14 protein-coding genes are annotated in these 14,403 nt (G+C 58.1%); 8 read left to right on the forward strand and 6 right to left on the reverse strand.

The genetic code is table 11. From position 1 onward, the window contains the following. Positions 1–71 precede the first annotated feature (71 nt). The 5 genes from G359_RS12040 to G359_RS12060 all read right to left on the reverse strand — a co-directional run bounded on the left by G359_RS12040 (position 72) and on the right by G359_RS12060 (position 4,425). Complete coding sequence (locus tag G359_RS12040; protein WP_052699340.1) at positions 72–1,310, reverse strand: aminotransferase class I/II-fold pyridoxal phosphate-dependent enzyme; 1,239 nt, start codon at positions 1,308–1,310, stop codon at positions 72–74. 482 nt (positions 1,311–1,792) lie between these two features. Then, positions 1,793–2,062 carry a hypothetical protein gene (locus G359_RS12045; protein WP_045836329.1) on the reverse strand — a complete coding sequence of 90 codons (270 nt, stop codon included), beginning with the start codon at positions 2,060–2,062 and terminating at the stop codon, positions 1,793–1,795. A gap of 40 nt (positions 2,063–2,102) precedes the next feature. Beyond that, on the reverse strand, positions 2,103–2,447 hold the full coding sequence (locus G359_RS12050) for a DUF2147 domain-containing protein (RefSeq protein ID WP_045836330.1): 345 nt from the start codon (positions 2,445–2,447) through the stop codon (positions 2,103–2,105). Positions 2,448–2,579: 132 nt separating this feature from the next. Further along, positions 2,580–3,044 carry a MerR family transcriptional regulator gene (locus G359_RS12055; RefSeq protein WP_045836331.1) on the reverse strand — a complete coding sequence of 155 codons (465 nt, stop codon included), beginning with the start codon at positions 3,042–3,044 and terminating at the stop codon, positions 2,580–2,582. A gap of 118 nt (positions 3,045–3,162) precedes the next feature. Further along, on the reverse strand, positions 3,163–4,425 hold the full coding sequence (locus G359_RS12060) for an OmpP1/FadL family transporter (protein ID WP_045836332.1): 1,263 nt from the start codon (positions 4,423–4,425) through the stop codon (positions 3,163–3,165). Between the two features lie 514 nt (positions 4,426–4,939). Between G359_RS12060 and G359_RS12065 the strand changes: the two genes are divergently transcribed. Beyond that, positions 4,940–5,518 carry a prepilin peptidase gene (locus G359_RS12065; protein ID WP_052699342.1) on the forward strand — a complete coding sequence of 193 codons (579 nt, stop codon included), beginning with the start codon at positions 4,940–4,942 and terminating at the stop codon, positions 5,516–5,518. Between the two features lie 22 nt (positions 5,519–5,540). Here G359_RS12065 and gspD read toward each other — a convergent pair whose 3' ends face one another. Next, positions 5,541–7,652, reverse strand: coding sequence for a type II secretion system secretin GspD (gene gspD, locus G359_RS12070; protein ID WP_245280008.1), 2,112 nt, complete (start codon positions 7,650–7,652; stop codon positions 5,541–5,543). Between the two features lie 719 nt (positions 7,653–8,371). Between gspD and G359_RS12075 the strand changes: the two genes are divergently transcribed. The 7 genes from G359_RS12075 to G359_RS12105 are packed head-to-tail and all read left to right on the forward strand — an operon-like array spanning position 8,372 to position 14,371. Beyond that, on the forward strand, positions 8,372–10,105 hold the full coding sequence (locus tag G359_RS12075) for a GspE/PulE family protein (RefSeq protein ID WP_245280009.1): 1,734 nt from the start codon (positions 8,372–8,374) through the stop codon (positions 10,103–10,105). Between the two features lie 18 nt (positions 10,106–10,123). Continuing rightward, on the forward strand, positions 10,124–11,338 hold the full coding sequence (locus G359_RS12080) for a type II secretion system F family protein (RefSeq protein WP_245280010.1): 1,215 nt from the start codon (positions 10,124–10,126) through the stop codon (positions 11,336–11,338). Between the two features lie 32 nt (positions 11,339–11,370). Then, a complete protein-coding gene (gspG, locus tag G359_RS12085) occupies positions 11,371–11,838 on the forward strand; it encodes a type II secretion system major pseudopilin GspG (protein WP_052699343.1) in 468 nt (155 codons plus the stop codon). Next, positions 11,819–12,292, forward strand: coding sequence for a GspH/FimT family pseudopilin (locus G359_RS12090; protein ID WP_045836334.1), 474 nt, complete (start codon positions 11,819–11,821; stop codon positions 12,290–12,292). Before gspG ends, G359_RS12090 begins: the two co-directional genes overlap by 20 nt. Before the next feature lie 4 nt (positions 12,293–12,296). Beyond that, entirely contained in the window at positions 12,297–12,680 is a 384-nt protein-coding gene (locus tag G359_RS12095) for a type IV pilus modification PilV family protein (RefSeq protein WP_045836335.1), read from the forward strand. Between the two features lie 10 nt (positions 12,681–12,690). Continuing rightward, the gene (locus tag G359_RS12100) at positions 12,691–13,452 is read left to right on the forward strand and encodes a PulJ/GspJ family protein (RefSeq protein WP_045836336.1); all 762 of its coding nucleotides are present in this window, start codon (positions 12,691–12,693) and stop codon (positions 13,450–13,452) included. Then, complete coding sequence (locus tag G359_RS12105) at positions 13,445–14,371, forward strand: type II secretion system minor pseudopilin (protein ID WP_197077568.1); 927 nt, start codon at positions 13,445–13,447, stop codon at positions 14,369–14,371. The genes G359_RS12100 and G359_RS12105 overlap by 8 nt, the downstream gene beginning before the upstream one ends. The last annotated feature ends 32 nt before the right edge of the window (positions 14,372–14,403 follow it).

Genomic DNA, 14,403 nt, shown 5'->3' on the forward strand with positions numbered 1-14,403 from the left:
CCCCGTGAGTCTCAGCTTGTCGTGCAAAAGATTGCGAAGGGCTAATGTAACAATCACGACCCCAATCGCCGTTAGCGCACGGATTCTGATCCGCTCAAAGCCTCCGCGCAGGATTGAAGTTCATAGACGGAGTGCTCCGACGAAATGAAAAACCGCAGCCGGCTCGAATTGATCCGGACGCCTGGATAGATGATCGGCGACGGATTGAAGCCCCGCTTGATCATCAGCTCCATCCACCTGCCCGTTTTCTTCACCGAACCGACCATAATGGGGATCATTCCAAGCCCGATGCTCGTGCCGGTGTCGAACCCGCGTGCACGGCATTCTCCGAAAAACAACTTGCAATTGTCATGGAGACGATGGACGCGTTCCGGCTCGCTTCTAAGAATGCGCAGACTTGCAAGTGCGGCGGCGGTCACTGCGGGGGGAAGGCCTACCGAGTAGACGAAAGCTGGCGCCGAATATTTGAGAATTTCATTCAGTTCGGCATTGCCTGCAATAAAACCGCCGCAGGAAGCGAGCGCCTTGCTCAGCGTGCCCATGTAAATGTCGATTTTCCTTGGGTCGACAGCCGCGTATTCCGCAAGTCCGCGGCCGCTTTCGCCGAGGACGCCAACACCGTGCGCGTCGTCAACCATAAGCCAACAGCCGAACTCTTGCTTGATCTGAACAAGGCGGGAAAGATTGACGCAATCGCCCTCTGTTGAATAAAGCCCCTCAACGACGATCAATACGTTTTTAAAACGTTCGCGGCTTTCCAGCAGTACCCGAATAAGCGATTCCAAATTGTTGTGCTTGAAGGGCTTCATTTCAGCGCCGGATAACCGCGCACCGACTATTGCGCTGTTGTGCACCAACTCATCATGAACGACCAAGTCGCCCTTGCTCAAAAGTGTGCCGATTGTCGACACGCTGGCGGCACGCCCGCTCACAAACACAAGTGCATTCTCAAAGCCGAAAAACTCTGCAAGCTCCGTTTCGAGCTGCCGATGCATTTGCAGGTCCCCCGAGACCATGCGGCTTGCAGATATACACGAACCGAACTCGTCGATCGCAGACTTCGCCGCCGCCAGCACCTTGGGATGATCGCTGAGACCAAGGTAATCGCACCAGCCGAAGTTAATGAGTTGTCGCCCGTCGATGGTCACGGACCTCTTCGAACGGCTTTCCTGAATCTTGAAGAATGGATTTTCTACCCCCCAAGCCTGCCCCAACATTTGATATTGCCGTATCGACTGAAATAGCGACGTATCGGAAAATGCCGCAGCCTTTCGATAGCAGGGCTTCAAGGCGCGAGTGATAGATGCCATGGGCTGGCCCTTTCCATCCTAACGGGAAAAGATGCGTCCCTGAGATAATCCGTTAGAAGAATAATCCTGATGCAGGCCTGGTTCCCCTCATGGGCGAAGGCCTGGTCCAGAGGTCGCAGAAATCCCAAGCATACAATCGCTTGACCCGTCGATGACCCAAGCCTTGCGGAACAATTCGCTTTCACCAGTCGAGCTAGCTGAATGGCCTAGTCACTTCGATGGGTGCTCAAAAACTCTGTCCGCACACGCCAATGCGATCGCGCATCCTCTCCCGGAAAAGCGCAAACGCTTCTTCGCGTTGAAGGAGTTTTGTGCTTCGAACCACGACGATGGAAAACTGGGAGTTCGCTCCTCACTGATCCTGACAGCGAACCTGAACGATAGTCCGCAGCAACCGCCAAGACTCTCGCAGCTACGGAGGATCCCACAAGGAATGACTCATCGGCCAATCAAGGGCCCGTCCGACGAATAGAAAACGGAAGCTACAAAATTCCGGAGTTGCTTACGCCGTCGATGAACTTCGCGAGGTCATCTTCTTTCATGTTCCACAAGCGGATCCAGTTTCTGACCGTTTCTGCAGACGCCTGAAGTTCTTGAGCGCGCAATTTATCGAGCATGCTTTGAGCTTCATCTTTACGGCCGAGCTTGCCGCTCACCGTACTCAATGATCGATGGCTGACGTTTCTAAAGAGCCGGAAACGACCGACCTGGGTCACCTCGAACTCCGCATCGCCGTCGGCGCCACTCTTCAAACTTGGCGAGCGGCCCGACGCGATGCGCTTTTCATCGAGCTTACTTGACGCGAGACCACGTCTCGTTCTTGCAGATAAGACCTCCGAGCACGCAACCGGAGAGTTCAAGTTGGCTTCCCGCGACCGTCACGGTGCCCGAATATTGGTTGCCATCCTCAGTCGACGTCAGTGTTCCCTGATACTTACCGCCGCCGACAGCTTTAGCGCCGCACATAATGACCTTGCCGGTGTCGACGACGCGAAGACCAAGGCCGCCCCCGCACGAATAGGATTGTACGTGCTTGCCTGTCTTCGGCCTGAGCCAGGTGCCGCTAAGATCCGCAGCACTCGCGACACTTGCCGACATCGCGACGACACCCGCGAGCAGAATAAGTTTTCTTATCATTGCAGTCCCTCCCTTTGCTCCCGCCGTTTTTGGGCGTGTGAAATTCGTCTCTGCGCTCCCACCACTCTTTTTCCTTTTCCCGCGCCCTCACCGCAGCAGCGCGTCGCGCGCATCGCGTGTTGATCCGCCTTTTTAATCGGATTGGGACGACGGGCCGGGTTCACCTTCCCCATCTTGGTGACTGGGAGCTGAGGTTCGGGTCGCATCGAGGGCTAACTCCTCGATCTCGCGCAGTTCGGCCAACGTTTCGTCGAGCGCCTCACGCTGTTGCTCGAGCAATTCGATGCGATCTCGCACGAGATGCAGAAGACGATCGATTTGCGCGCGCTGCGTTGGATCGGCGTCGTAAAGATCAAGGTATTCGCTGATCTCCCGAAGCGAAAACCCAAGCTGTTTGCCTCGCAAGATGAGGATCATCCTGGCGCGATCACGCGGCAGATACACACGCGTGGCGCTCACGCGCTGCGGCTTGATGAGACCTTTGTCCTCATAGAAGCGCAACGTTCGCGGCGTCACGCCGAGCTCTCTTGCCAATTCGGTGACCGAGTAAATCCGCTCCGCGGCTTGAATAGCGTCCGGCTTCGGAGCTTCAGTCATCTTTCGTTCCCATGGAGAAGTCCTGATGTCGGGACGCAGCGGGCACTAAGAAAGTTTTTGCTCACAAGGGCTCCGGCGCCGGCTTCGATTGAGTGCTCAAAGCCGGCGCCGCTTGCGATTACCAAACTGTTCGCATGCCCACGGATACGATGTCGGCCGCCGCGTCTATAGTTCCCGAAACCGTCGCAGGTGATCCCGGCGGGTGACGGTTGAAGCCGCCATCCTGAACAAAGATGTGGCTGTAGGCGACGTCGAACGAAACCGTGTCACTCCACTTGTAGCTGGCTCCGAAGTTGAGCCAGACGCGGTTGTTGTCGGGGATGGTCGTGAAACGCTTTGCAGCACTGTCTTCGGGCGAGAGCTCGTAAGCGACGCCGCTCCGCAGCGTTAGGGCCGCCGAGTAGTCGTATTCGCCACCTACAGAGAAGAGCCAGCCGTCGCTCCAGTTTGCCGGGATAGACGTGCCCCCCGTCGGAACGCCGGCGGAGACCAAATCCAAGCTCTTGAAGCGGCTCCAGTTCGTCCACTCGACGGTCCCGAGAAGTCGCGCGTAAGGGCTGACCTCTTGCCTTAGACTGAGCGTTACAATGTCGGGCAGATTGATCGTGCCGGTCGCGCCATAAGATCCAGCTATACGGCCTGCCCCAAGCGTATGCGGTCGGTTGAAATTACCTCCAAGCTCGAGATCCATCTGAGAACGGTAGCCAAGGCCGATGGATGTCCCTTTCTGAGGCTCGATCATGATGCCTGCGGTACCGCCGAAGGCCCAATCGGTGCCGGTGAATTGTGCGACCGACGACCCAAACGGGTTCTCGTTAAACTGCAGCTTGCCCTGCGCCCACATGATTTGAACGCCGGCACCGATCGTGATGCCGGGTGCAATTCGATAAGCAAACGTCGGATTGGCATCGAACGTGACAAGCTTCGTCGTCAGCCCGAGAATAGAACCGGGGTAAGATGTGTTCTCGGGCTTGGTCGCCAAGCCGAAAGGCGAGTTGAGCGCCATACCGATCCAGAAATCATTGGACACCTGGTAGGTGCCGTAGCTGGCGCCGACTGCAGCATCGATCCCGACATTGCCGCTACTGCCAGTTGTTCCAAGCGGAGAGTGATCAACTTGGACATTCCCGTAAGGCAGGATCAACGAGTAGGACGATTCTGTATTGATCCCTGGCAGCGCGGCCGTTGCAGCCGGGTTCCAAAACATCGAGCCGATGGTCCCGCCAGCGGCCGCGCCGGCCGTGGCCGATCCTAGAAAAACCGTCGATTGTTCCCCGACCGCAAAGCCACCCGCCAAAGCATGGCTCGATAAGGTGGCGAGCGTCGCGAGAGTGGCACTGACAAGACGCAACGAATGCTTTTTTACTTTTGACCGACTCATATTCCCCCCAACATGACGCTTTGGAATGCAACTTGACGCTTACGTCATGCGACAATACGACCGTTATTCAGTGACGTCAGCGCCCAAAAATGAACGCCTTGTACATAAGGTGGCTCAATGTGTCCGACGGGCAACAGACGGAGCGTCGCTCTGCCTACGTGCGCAAACCCAAGATGAGCGCACCGTGCCGACCGGCCGTGCGGCAAAACTTTGCCGAGCTTTCAGGAGCCGCGTTGGCGAGGACAAGCTCAAAGATCCTGCTACCGGATTCACTCAGTCATTCTGGTATCGCTTCAGGGGAGCAGGCCACAGGAACATCCGATCGGAAAGGGTAGGCCCGGATAAATGATGAGATCCGCGCCCCAAACGTTCCAGAAACCACTCACATCGACATCACAGGGAAAACTGCAAAGTCTTCCGCCATTATCCGTAAGCTACCCTTCGCGAAGTCTTGATCACGGCATCATGGTCAAGCTTTGTGACCGAGCATTGCCCGTGTTTCAAAGAGACTGAGATGACATCACGACAAAAGTTCGCGCTGATCGCTGCGCTGGTTGCACTGATTGGTGCGGTCTCCTTCGCCGTCTTCTCCCCTGACGTTGCGCTCGTCTCATGCTTGCTGGGATGGTCGATGCTTGCCATCGCGGCGACCGATGCGGAGCACTTCATCATACCGGACATTCTATCGCTACCCGCGATTCCGGCCGGTCTGCTCATCGCGCACGGGTTCGGCAACGGCTCCTCGTTCGGCGGCGAAGCCGTCCTGATGCATCTCGGAGCCGCAGTCTTCGGCGCGGCTGCGCTCTATGGCATCAGGGAGTTGTATCGACGTTGGCGGGGACGAGAAGGCATCGGCTTCGGCGACGTCAAGCTCGCGGGAGCTGCAGGCGCATGGACCGGCTACGAGGGACTGGGCCACGTGTTGCTGCTCTCATGTGGGATGGCGTTCCTCTACGTGTTTTTGGCCAATGTGCGAAACATTCGCGCCATAGAAGGAACGACGGCAATCCCGTTCGGCGTCTTCCTCGGGCCGTCGATCTGGCTGGTCTGGTGCGCCGGCGTTATGGCGCCGGGCGCCTCAACTGGACTTTGATGCCGTCCGTCCGTTGAGCGAGCTATTTGAGCTTGCGATTTTCGATCTGAGTATCCCAAGCCGCTGCCCGCGGTGCCATGGACTGCATTCCGCCGCGAACGGCCTCAGCAACGTTACTCGCGTCCTGCGGATCGTGGATGACGACGGGCCGTAAGAACACAACGAGCTCTGCTCTGGACTTGCCGTTGGTGGTATTGCCGATCATGTCGCCCAGATAGGGAATCTTGCTCACGACGGGAACGCGCTTCTTCTCACGATCGACTTGCTCGCTTATGAGACCACCGAGCACGACCATTTGCCCGCTTTGCACCGCAATCGTACTGCTGATGCGACGCTGCGAAATGGTCGGCGTCAACGTCTCGGAACTCGTGGCACCGGCCACAGCGCTGATCTCCTGCTCGATCTCCATCGTCACGAGACCGTTCGAATTGATCCTGGGCGTGACCTTGAGGATCACACCGGTATTTTTGAACGTGATCTCGTTCACCACCGGTGAGTCGGGATTGATGACGCTCGTTGCCTGCCGTGTGGTGATCGGAACCTCGTCGCCGACCTGTAACGTCGCCGTCTGATTATGCAGCACCACGACCGATGGCGACGAGACGACACGCACCGCGGTTTCGGTAGCCAGCGCGTCAAGCACGACTCTCGGGTTCGAGGCTATGTTGCCGACAATGAAGTTCAGGCCGGGCGCGGACGGCGAAATTTCGATCTGCGATCCGTTCGTGAAGCCAAGGCCGCCGCTCTTACCGTCTCTCTTCTGCAGGAAGAATTGCACGCCATACTTGAGATTATCGTTGAGCGTCACTTCCGCCAGCGTGGCGTTGATCAGCACCTGCAGAGGCGGCTGATCGATGCGGCGCAGAATGCTGAGGATTTTCCGCAGGTCCGCGCCCGACGCCTTGATGAGAAGCTTGTTGTTGCGCTCATCCGGCGTGATGCGAACCTCCGCCCCGCGCGATTGACCGCCTCCGGCGCCCGAAATTCCCATCGTATCGGCTGCGAGCGACGACGACGTTGTCAGCGACGCGGTACCATTGCCACCAGTGCGCTTGTCAGAAGACGCTTGACCATCTCGCTCTCCGCCGCTGCTGTTACTGCTACCACGGCTTTGCGAACTCATACTGGTGGCGATCTCGGTGGGCGCAACCTGTGTTTCCTCGGCGTGACGGCCGCCGGCGCCGCTCGATCCCGTGAATGCCTCCATGAGCAAAGCCGCAAGATCTTTGGCCCGCCCGTTCTCCACGCGGTAAACGTAAAAGTCCTCACCCTCGCCGCCGGCGCGATCGAGACGGGCAATCCAGGTCTCGGCCTCATCCAGAAGTTTGGATTTCTGTGTCAGCATCAGGATCGCGTTCAATCGGGCGATCGGCTGAAAGCGAACGAGATCCTTGCCCTGCCCTTCAGCCTGGAAGACCTGCTGGAGCTCCTTGATGACATCGTCGGGCGCCGCATTCTTAAGGACATAGATGCCGGCCGACTGTCCGCGCATCCAATCGACATCGAACATCGACGCCAGTTCAAGAAGCGATTGACGCTCGCGGCCCGTGCCGCGAATGATGAGCAGATTCTTATCGATGCTCACTCCAAGGCCGTCTTGGCGTGCCGAGACGGACTCGAGCATCCGCTTCATCGTCTCGGTCGAAACGAACTTGAGCGGCATGATCGTCACGCCAAAACCCGGACCAACGGATTCACGTTCCCTCGCATAGTCGAAGGAAGAGACAGCTTTGAGATTGCCTTCCGTCTCCGGAACGATGCGATAGAGGCTGCCCTCGACGATCAAGGCTCCATGATACATCGCCAACGTGCTTTCGAGTATCGAAAGCAATTCCTCCCGCGACACGGCGCCGCCAGTCGATAGCGTCACGCGTCCCTGCACGGCGGGATCGTAGGCGTAAGGAATGCTAAGCGTGTCCTTCAATATGACTTTCGCCAGATCGGAAAGCTCGGCATCATTGAAATTCAGCTCGTAGCCGTTCGGCCCCTGCGTGACACCATGCAATGTTTGCCTGGGCTTAGCCACCGTGTCGGTGCCTACATATTTTTCGGCATAACCATCGACCTTTGATCCTTCCGGACTTTGCTGACGCGTCGGTCGTCCGGCGTTGGCCGATAGATTTGCGTTCGACAATTGGTCGATCAGATCCGGCGGCTCCAACGAGGGCACCGCGCCCGGAGCCGAACAGGCCGTAAGCACTGCGCAAACCAGGCTCGCCAAGAACGACCGGACCCGGCAAATCATCAACGCGCGCCTTGCGTCGCTAAGTGCAGAAGAGAAAACTTGCAGGATCTTACCCTCTTGCGATCGAGCTTCGAACGCGGTCGACCGGCCGAAACTTCACTTGCTCACGCGAGTCCCGAATACAAAACCACCCAAAATGCGGACATTCCCGCTTCTTTCACATTCACGACGCTGCAACTTCGGTGACTCGAAACAGAGCGCGCGACGCCTTATCGCGATCGCTTCGCACATCGCACCAGTTTCCTTCGTCGCTCTTCGTCTTTGAATTTCGCCTGTTGCCCACACGTAACGTCATCAATCCTTCACAATGCGCGCCCCCACATTCAATGCGCGACACACACTCCATCCGCCGCGTGCGCACATCCACACGATGGTTGACCGACGAAGGTACCTACCGAACGACCGTCGTCGGTGACGTCGCCGAGACCGCAGTCGGATGACGTCATCGTCTACTTGTTGATGTCCCCAGCAATGCCATGACATCTGCCTGTCACAGCTTTGCGACAATCTCCGCCGCGCGATGCCGCACGGCATTGAGCGATCGTAAATTTGCATCCACGGCCACTGCTTCGAGCGGGTCGGGTACTGCGCAAAACCCATGGCCCACGGTGGACGGTTCTCAAATCCAAAGAGTTAGTACGAGCGATCACGCGAGCGTCGCACGAGATGTATCCCCCTCGTTCGAGGACTACCTGCTCGAGCGCGGCCTCATATCGAGGACCGACTTCGAGAAGGTTGAGCGCATTCGTCGAGAGACAGGAGCGACGCTGCATGCCGCTTTGCGAAAATCCTCTGCGCTGACCACGCACGCGCTGGTTCACGCGATTGCCGAATATCACGGCGTGCAGGTCGTCCGAGAAGACCAATGGTTGAATCAGCAGTCCGACTTCACCAGCATTTCTCATGCGTTTCTTCGCGAAAATAAGGTCTTTCCGCTCGAAGAAGTCGACGGCGCCGTTCTCCTCGCCATGGAGGATCCGTCCGACGTCAGGACGATCAACGCCGTGCGTCTGGCATTGGAGCGTCCGATCATCCCACTCGCCGCATCGGCCGAGGACATTCAGACTGCGATCGAGCATGCGGCCCGTCGCCGCGACGCGCCGTCGGTTTGGACGGAAGCACGAACAGAAACGTCGGGAGACGATGTCGAGCATTTGCGCGACATGGCCCTCGGCGCGCCCGTCGTACGATTTGTAAATCAAATGCTTCAGGACGCGGTCCACACGCGCGCCACCGACATCCATATTGAGCCCTTCGACGGACGCCTTTCCATTCGCATGCGCGTGGACGGCATGCTTCGCGATACCGCACCGCCTCCATCGCAAATGTCGAAGGCAATCATCTCCCGTATCAAGATCCTCTCCGGCTTGAACATCGCCGAGCGGCGACTGCCGCAAGACGGGCGTGCCCGCATCCGCGTCGACGATCACCGTCTCGATTTGCGTATTGCCACCGTACCGACGATCCATGGCGAAGCAGTCGCAATCCGCTTGCTCGACAACGTCCGCCGCGTCTTGGAGTTCTCTGCACTCGGCTTTTCACCCCGTGATGAGAACGTCATTCGCAACCAGCTTTCCGCCCCCTACGGTCTGATCCTCGTCACGGGACCGACGGGAAGCGGCAAAACCACCACGCTCGCGACCGCGCTCTCCGTGCTCAATCAATCGCACCGAAAAATCCTGTCGATCGAGGACCCCATCGAGTACGAGATCAACGGTGTAAATCAAACGCAGGCGAAACCTGCGATCGGCCTTACCTTTGCGAACGCTTTGCGTTCGTTCTTGAGGCATGATCCCGATGTCATGATGGTCGGCGAGATGCGCGATGCCGAGACGGCGAGTATCGGCATCCATGCCGCACTCACAGGCCATCTCGTGCTGTCGACCCTCCACACAAACACCGCTGCTGGTGCAATCCCGCGGCTTCTTGATATGGGTATCGACGCCTTCCTTCTTGCCTCCTCGCTCCGCTGCGTCATCGGTCAGCGACTCGTCAGAGTCTTGTGCACCCACTGCAAGGAATTAGCGGCGTCGCCTGACGACGCTCTTTTTTCCCGGCAACATGGATCGACGGCCTCGGAGCTAGCCGGTCAAAAGCACTGGCGTTCGGTCGGTTGCGATCGATGCTTCGGAACGGGCTACAGTGATCGCATCGTCATCGCCGAGGTGCTGGACGTGGATGATGAGATCCGAAATCTCATACAGCCGAATGCGCGCCCGGCGGCGATCGAGGAAGTGGCGTGCCGAAACGGCATGACAAAAATGGTCAAAGATGGACTCGCGAAGTGCAGCGCCGGGCTGACCACGCCCGAGGAAGTGCGCCGGGTGGCGCTAGATATATAGCCACCGCGAGGAACTCGAGTGACCGTCTACAGATATAGCGCTGTTACCCGCAGCGGCGGCAAACTGACCGGCGAAATGGACGCCGTCAGTCCCGCCAGCGTCGTCGAGTACCTGCACAAACTCGGACATCTGGCTGTCGATGTCAGTGAGAGCAACCGCGCTGGCCAAGGGAAAGGCACGATCGGACATATTTCCGGCAAACCTTCCGACAGCCAGATTACCCTATTTACGCGTGAGCTTGCCATGCTGCTGAAGGCGGGACTCCCACTCGATCAGTCTCTCGGCTTCTTGGAAATCGACGCACGCTCCAAAAAATTGAAGCTGCTCATCGGCAACATCGCCGGTCTGATCAGGAGTGGAAAAAGTTTCCACGAAGCCCTCGAGGCGCAAGGCAAGGCGTTCCCGCCCATCTATGTCAGCATGGTACGCGTCGCCGAGGCGAGCGGCACACTTGAACCCGTTCTCGATCGCATCGCCCAATGGCGCGAAAAAGCACAAAAGCTCCGCGGCAAAGCCCTGTCGCAAGTTCTTTATCCCAGCATCTTGATTGTCGTCGCCATCGCCGCCGTTACGATCATGCTTCTGTTCGTCGTGCCGCGCTTCAAGCAGATGATCGTCCAGGGCGGCACGACTATTCCCGAACAGGCACGCATCGTCATCGGGGCGTCGGACTGGCTTCTCGCCAATGGACACTATTTGCTCATCGGGCTCAGCCTCGCCGTGCTGGCCGTGGTGTTCGCCTGGCAACGAGGGCTCGGCCGGCAAAAGATCGAGACGTCTTTGCTCCGGGTGCCGCTGATCGGCACAATTCTCCAGCTCAATCTCACCATCCGCTTCTGCCGCGCACTCGGAATTCTACTTGAGAACGGAGTTGCGCTGCCGGTCGCGATGAAGCTCGTGCGTGAGGTCATCGGCAGCAAGTTCGCCGCCGGCGTTCTCGACGAAACCTATGACGCACTTCGCAAAGGAAAGAGCTTTCTCGAGCCGCTGTCACGCTCCGGCCTGTTCCCGCCCGTCGTCGTCAACATGCTGCGCGTTGGCGAAGAGACCGGCAACCTGACGGCATCGCTCTCCCACATGGCGGATATGTTTGAGGAAAAGCTCGAAACGTCGGTGCAGCGGACGTTCACGATCCTAGAGCCCGTCATCATTCTGCTCGTGAGCGGTTTTGTCGCCGGCATCATCATGTCCATTCTGAGCGCCGTCATCAGCGTCAACGACTTGGCGCTCTAACGACATTCACAAACGATCTAAAGGGTAAGGCAATGTTCTCAATTCTTGACCTATTCCGCCGTGGCGACCGCCGTGTTGCGGCCGCCCGATCCCACGAGGCCGGCTTCACACTCATCGAGCTTCTGGTCGTGATGACGATCCTCGTGCTGCTCGCAAGCCTCGTTGCGCCCCGCGTCATGGGTTATCTCGGCAGCTCGCGCACAAAGACCGCAAAGGTCCAGATCGAGAGCCTGAGCACCTCGCTCGAGTTGTTCAAGCTCGATACCGGCCGTTATCCAAATGCGCGCGAGGGCCTCAACGCGCTCGTGCAGCAACCATCCGACATCAAAACCTGGAATGGCCCATATCTCAAAACCGATCGAGTGCCGCTCGATCCCTGGGGACAGCCATACCTTTACCGCGTTCCTGGCCAGCGCGCAGCCTTCGATATCATTTCGCTGGGCGCCGATAAGCGCGAGGGTGGAGAAGGCGAGGATCAGGATGTCTCGACCTCGAAATAGCGCGCCCGATAATCGCGCCGCTGGCTTCACGTTGTTCGAGGTTCTGGCCGTGATGGTCGTAGTCGGCATGATGGTCGTTGCTCTATCGACATTCAATCGCCCGGGAACGGCCGCGCTGGAGCTAAAGGCGGCTGCGATGCAGACGGCTTCCCGTTTGCGCGACCTGCGCTCGGTCGCCATCACCAAGGGAAAGGACCGGGTGGCTCTTATCGACGTCAACGCCCACTGGGTAGAGTTCAACGATGGACGCGCACCAGTGACCATCAATCGCGCCATTGCTGTCGCCGTGACTGCCGCCGAAAGCGAACGCCGCTCCCCGACGACGAGCGGAATTCGCTTCTTCCCGAACGGCAGCTCCACGGGAGCGACGATCAAATTGAGTACCGAAAGGCAAGCCTATGAGGTTCGCGTCAACTGGCTCACAGGCCGGGTCTCGACAAGGGTGCTCAATTGAGGAATTGGCTGAAGATCCCCGCGCAGGTTTCACGCTGCTTGAGACCATGACGGCACTGACGATCCTCGCAATCGCATTCGTAAGCCTCTACGAGGCGCACTCGGCTGCCATGCGAACGGCGAGTGCTGCCACTGATGGAACGAGAGCACGCATAGTTGCCCAATCTCTGCTCGCAGAGGCAACGAGCGGGTGGAACATTCATCCAGGTTCTCGAAGCGGAACGGACGGCCGCTTTAATTGGTCAATCGTGATTGCGCGGGAAGAGGCTCCTTGGGGCACCATCAAATCAAATCAATGGCGCCTCAATCGCATCCGCGTCGCCGTCACTTGGGACCGAGCAAGACGCGTGCAACTTGATACGCTGAAGTTCGGACGTTCCGATGAATAGCAGCGCATCAATGCTAAAAAGCCGGACCGGCGTCGGCATCAAGCGGGCTGACGAAGCCGGCTTCACGCTCATCGAGATGCTCGTCAGCCTCACCATCTTGAGCGTCGTTCTCGGGCTCTTGGGCATTGGGATCCGCATCTTCTCGAAGAACTGGGAGGCGAGCTCAAAACATATCGAGACCTTGGACATGGTCTCCCGCACGTACGACATCCTGAATAGAGATACAGCAGGCCTGCAGCGCTTGATCAGGGTCGATGGCGGATCTCCGCGCTACCTCTTTTCCGGCACCCGCGATGCGCTCTCCTTCGTCACCCTGGAGCCACCTTACCCGTCTGAAACTGGTCCGTACTTCGTCAGTTATTCGGCCGCCGCTGGAGTCCAAGGCACAGAGCTGATCAGAGCTCGCGCTCCCTATCAAATGGGCGTGCAGACATTGCCGAGCGCGACACCGGCAAATCAAGTGCCTCTGCTCGAGGGACCGTTCGTCTATCGATTTTCCTACGCCATAGCGAGCGATGGGCCAAAGGACTGGCTTACGTCGTGGCCCTCTGCGAACCGGCTCCCTGATCTCGTGCGCCTCGAGATCATCGACGTGAGCCGGCAGCAACCCATCTCCCCGCCGCTCGTAGTGACCATTCGCGCCGATGCGGAACTTGCCTGCCTTGAGGAAAAGTCCCCGCTTTGCAGCGCCGCGACGGACGGTGCACTCGGGAGAACTCCAAACAGTGATCGAGACGAGGCCCACTCCAGAGAGAGATCTGGACATGACTAGACTGATCTTTCCGCCATCTGGCCCGTGCAGCGATAAACATGCGGACAGACAACGCGGTGTGGCACTTCTCATCGTTCTGTGGATCATCGCGTCTGCGGCTCTTCTCGTGATGACCTTCGGCGTCACGGCGCGCAGCGGCGCGTCCTTAGCATCCTCTGAAATTCAGATGGCGAGCGCAGAAGCGCTTCTCGACGCGGGTGCCGAGATCGCCGCCGCACGCTTGATGGACGAGGAGGAAGAGATGCGCTGGCCGGCAGATGGCAACCCTCACCACGTGATGTTTGCGGGCACTAACCTGAAGATCACCATAGAAGACCCAAACGGCCTCATCGACCTGAACAAAGCAGATGGCGGCCTTCTACTCGGCCTTTTTCAACAATTCACCTCGTCCGATCAGCAGGCGAGAGAAATCCGCGATCGCATTCTCAAGGCCCGTGGCGAAACTCTTGGCGAGTTGGAACAGAACAGTCCAAAGAGTGGCGCAAAATCGAACGGTTCCTCTCGCCCTGCTGCTTTCATGCACGTTGCCCAACTTCGTTACGTCGAGGGTATGACGTTGGAACTCTACAAGCAGCTCGTGCCGTATCTCACCGTCTATAGCCGCAACGGTCTTGTAAATCCTCTGTCCGCACCCGCCGCCGTTCTCTCCTCCGTTCCCAACATGACCCTATTCGATATCGAGAAGGTAAGGACGTTCGTGCGAGCCGCCGGCAATGACCAGTCAAACGCTCCTCCGGTGATGGAGAAAGTCAGCTCCTTCTTCACGGATGAAACCGGACCCGCCTACTTGGTGTCGGTCGAAACGTCGAGGCCCGACCAAGACTATCGTGCAACCAAGGCCTTCGTTCTCATACCCGGCTTCGACAACGACGCACCCTATCGTGTGATTTCCGAACGTCCCCTTGCGCTTCCCAATTGATCGACATGCAGAACGAGATCGCCAGAGTAGCA

It is taken from the genome of Hyphomicrobium sp. 99 (assembly GCF_000384335.2).
In the GTDB taxonomy this organism is placed as follows: Bacteria; Pseudomonadota; Alphaproteobacteria; order Rhizobiales; family Hyphomicrobiaceae; genus Hyphomicrobium_B.

Excerpts from the sequence above, each read along its gene's own strand:
- G359_RS12040 (WP_052699340.1), bottom strand. The coding sequence starts at position 1,310 with ATGGCATCTATCACTCGCGCCTTGAAGCCCTGCTATCGAAAGGCTGCG.
- G359_RS12050 (WP_045836330.1), bottom strand. The coding sequence starts at position 2,447 with ATGATAAGAAAACTTATTCTGCTCGCGGGTGTCGTCGCGATGTCGGCA.
- G359_RS12055 (WP_045836331.1), bottom strand. The coding sequence starts at position 3,044 with ATGACTGAAGCTCCGAAGCCGGACGCTATTCAAGCCGCGGAGCGGATT.
- G359_RS12060 (WP_045836332.1), bottom strand. The coding sequence starts at position 4,425 with ATGAGTCGGTCAAAAGTAAAAAAGCATTCGTTGCGTCTTGTCAGTGCC.
- G359_RS12065 (WP_052699342.1), top strand. The coding sequence starts at position 4,940 with ATGACATCACGACAAAAGTTCGCGCTGATCGCTGCGCTGGTTGCACTG.
- gspG (WP_052699343.1), top strand. The coding sequence starts at position 11,371 with ATGTTCTCAATTCTTGACCTATTCCGCCGTGGCGACCGCCGTGTTGCG.
- G359_RS12090 (WP_045836334.1), top strand. The coding sequence starts at position 11,819 with ATGTCTCGACCTCGAAATAGCGCGCCCGATAATCGCGCCGCTGGCTTC.
- G359_RS12100 (WP_045836336.1), top strand. The coding sequence starts at position 12,691 with ATGCTAAAAAGCCGGACCGGCGTCGGCATCAAGCGGGCTGACGAAGCC.
- G359_RS12105 (WP_197077568.1), top strand. The coding sequence starts at position 13,445 with ATGACTAGACTGATCTTTCCGCCATCTGGCCCGTGCAGCGATAAACAT.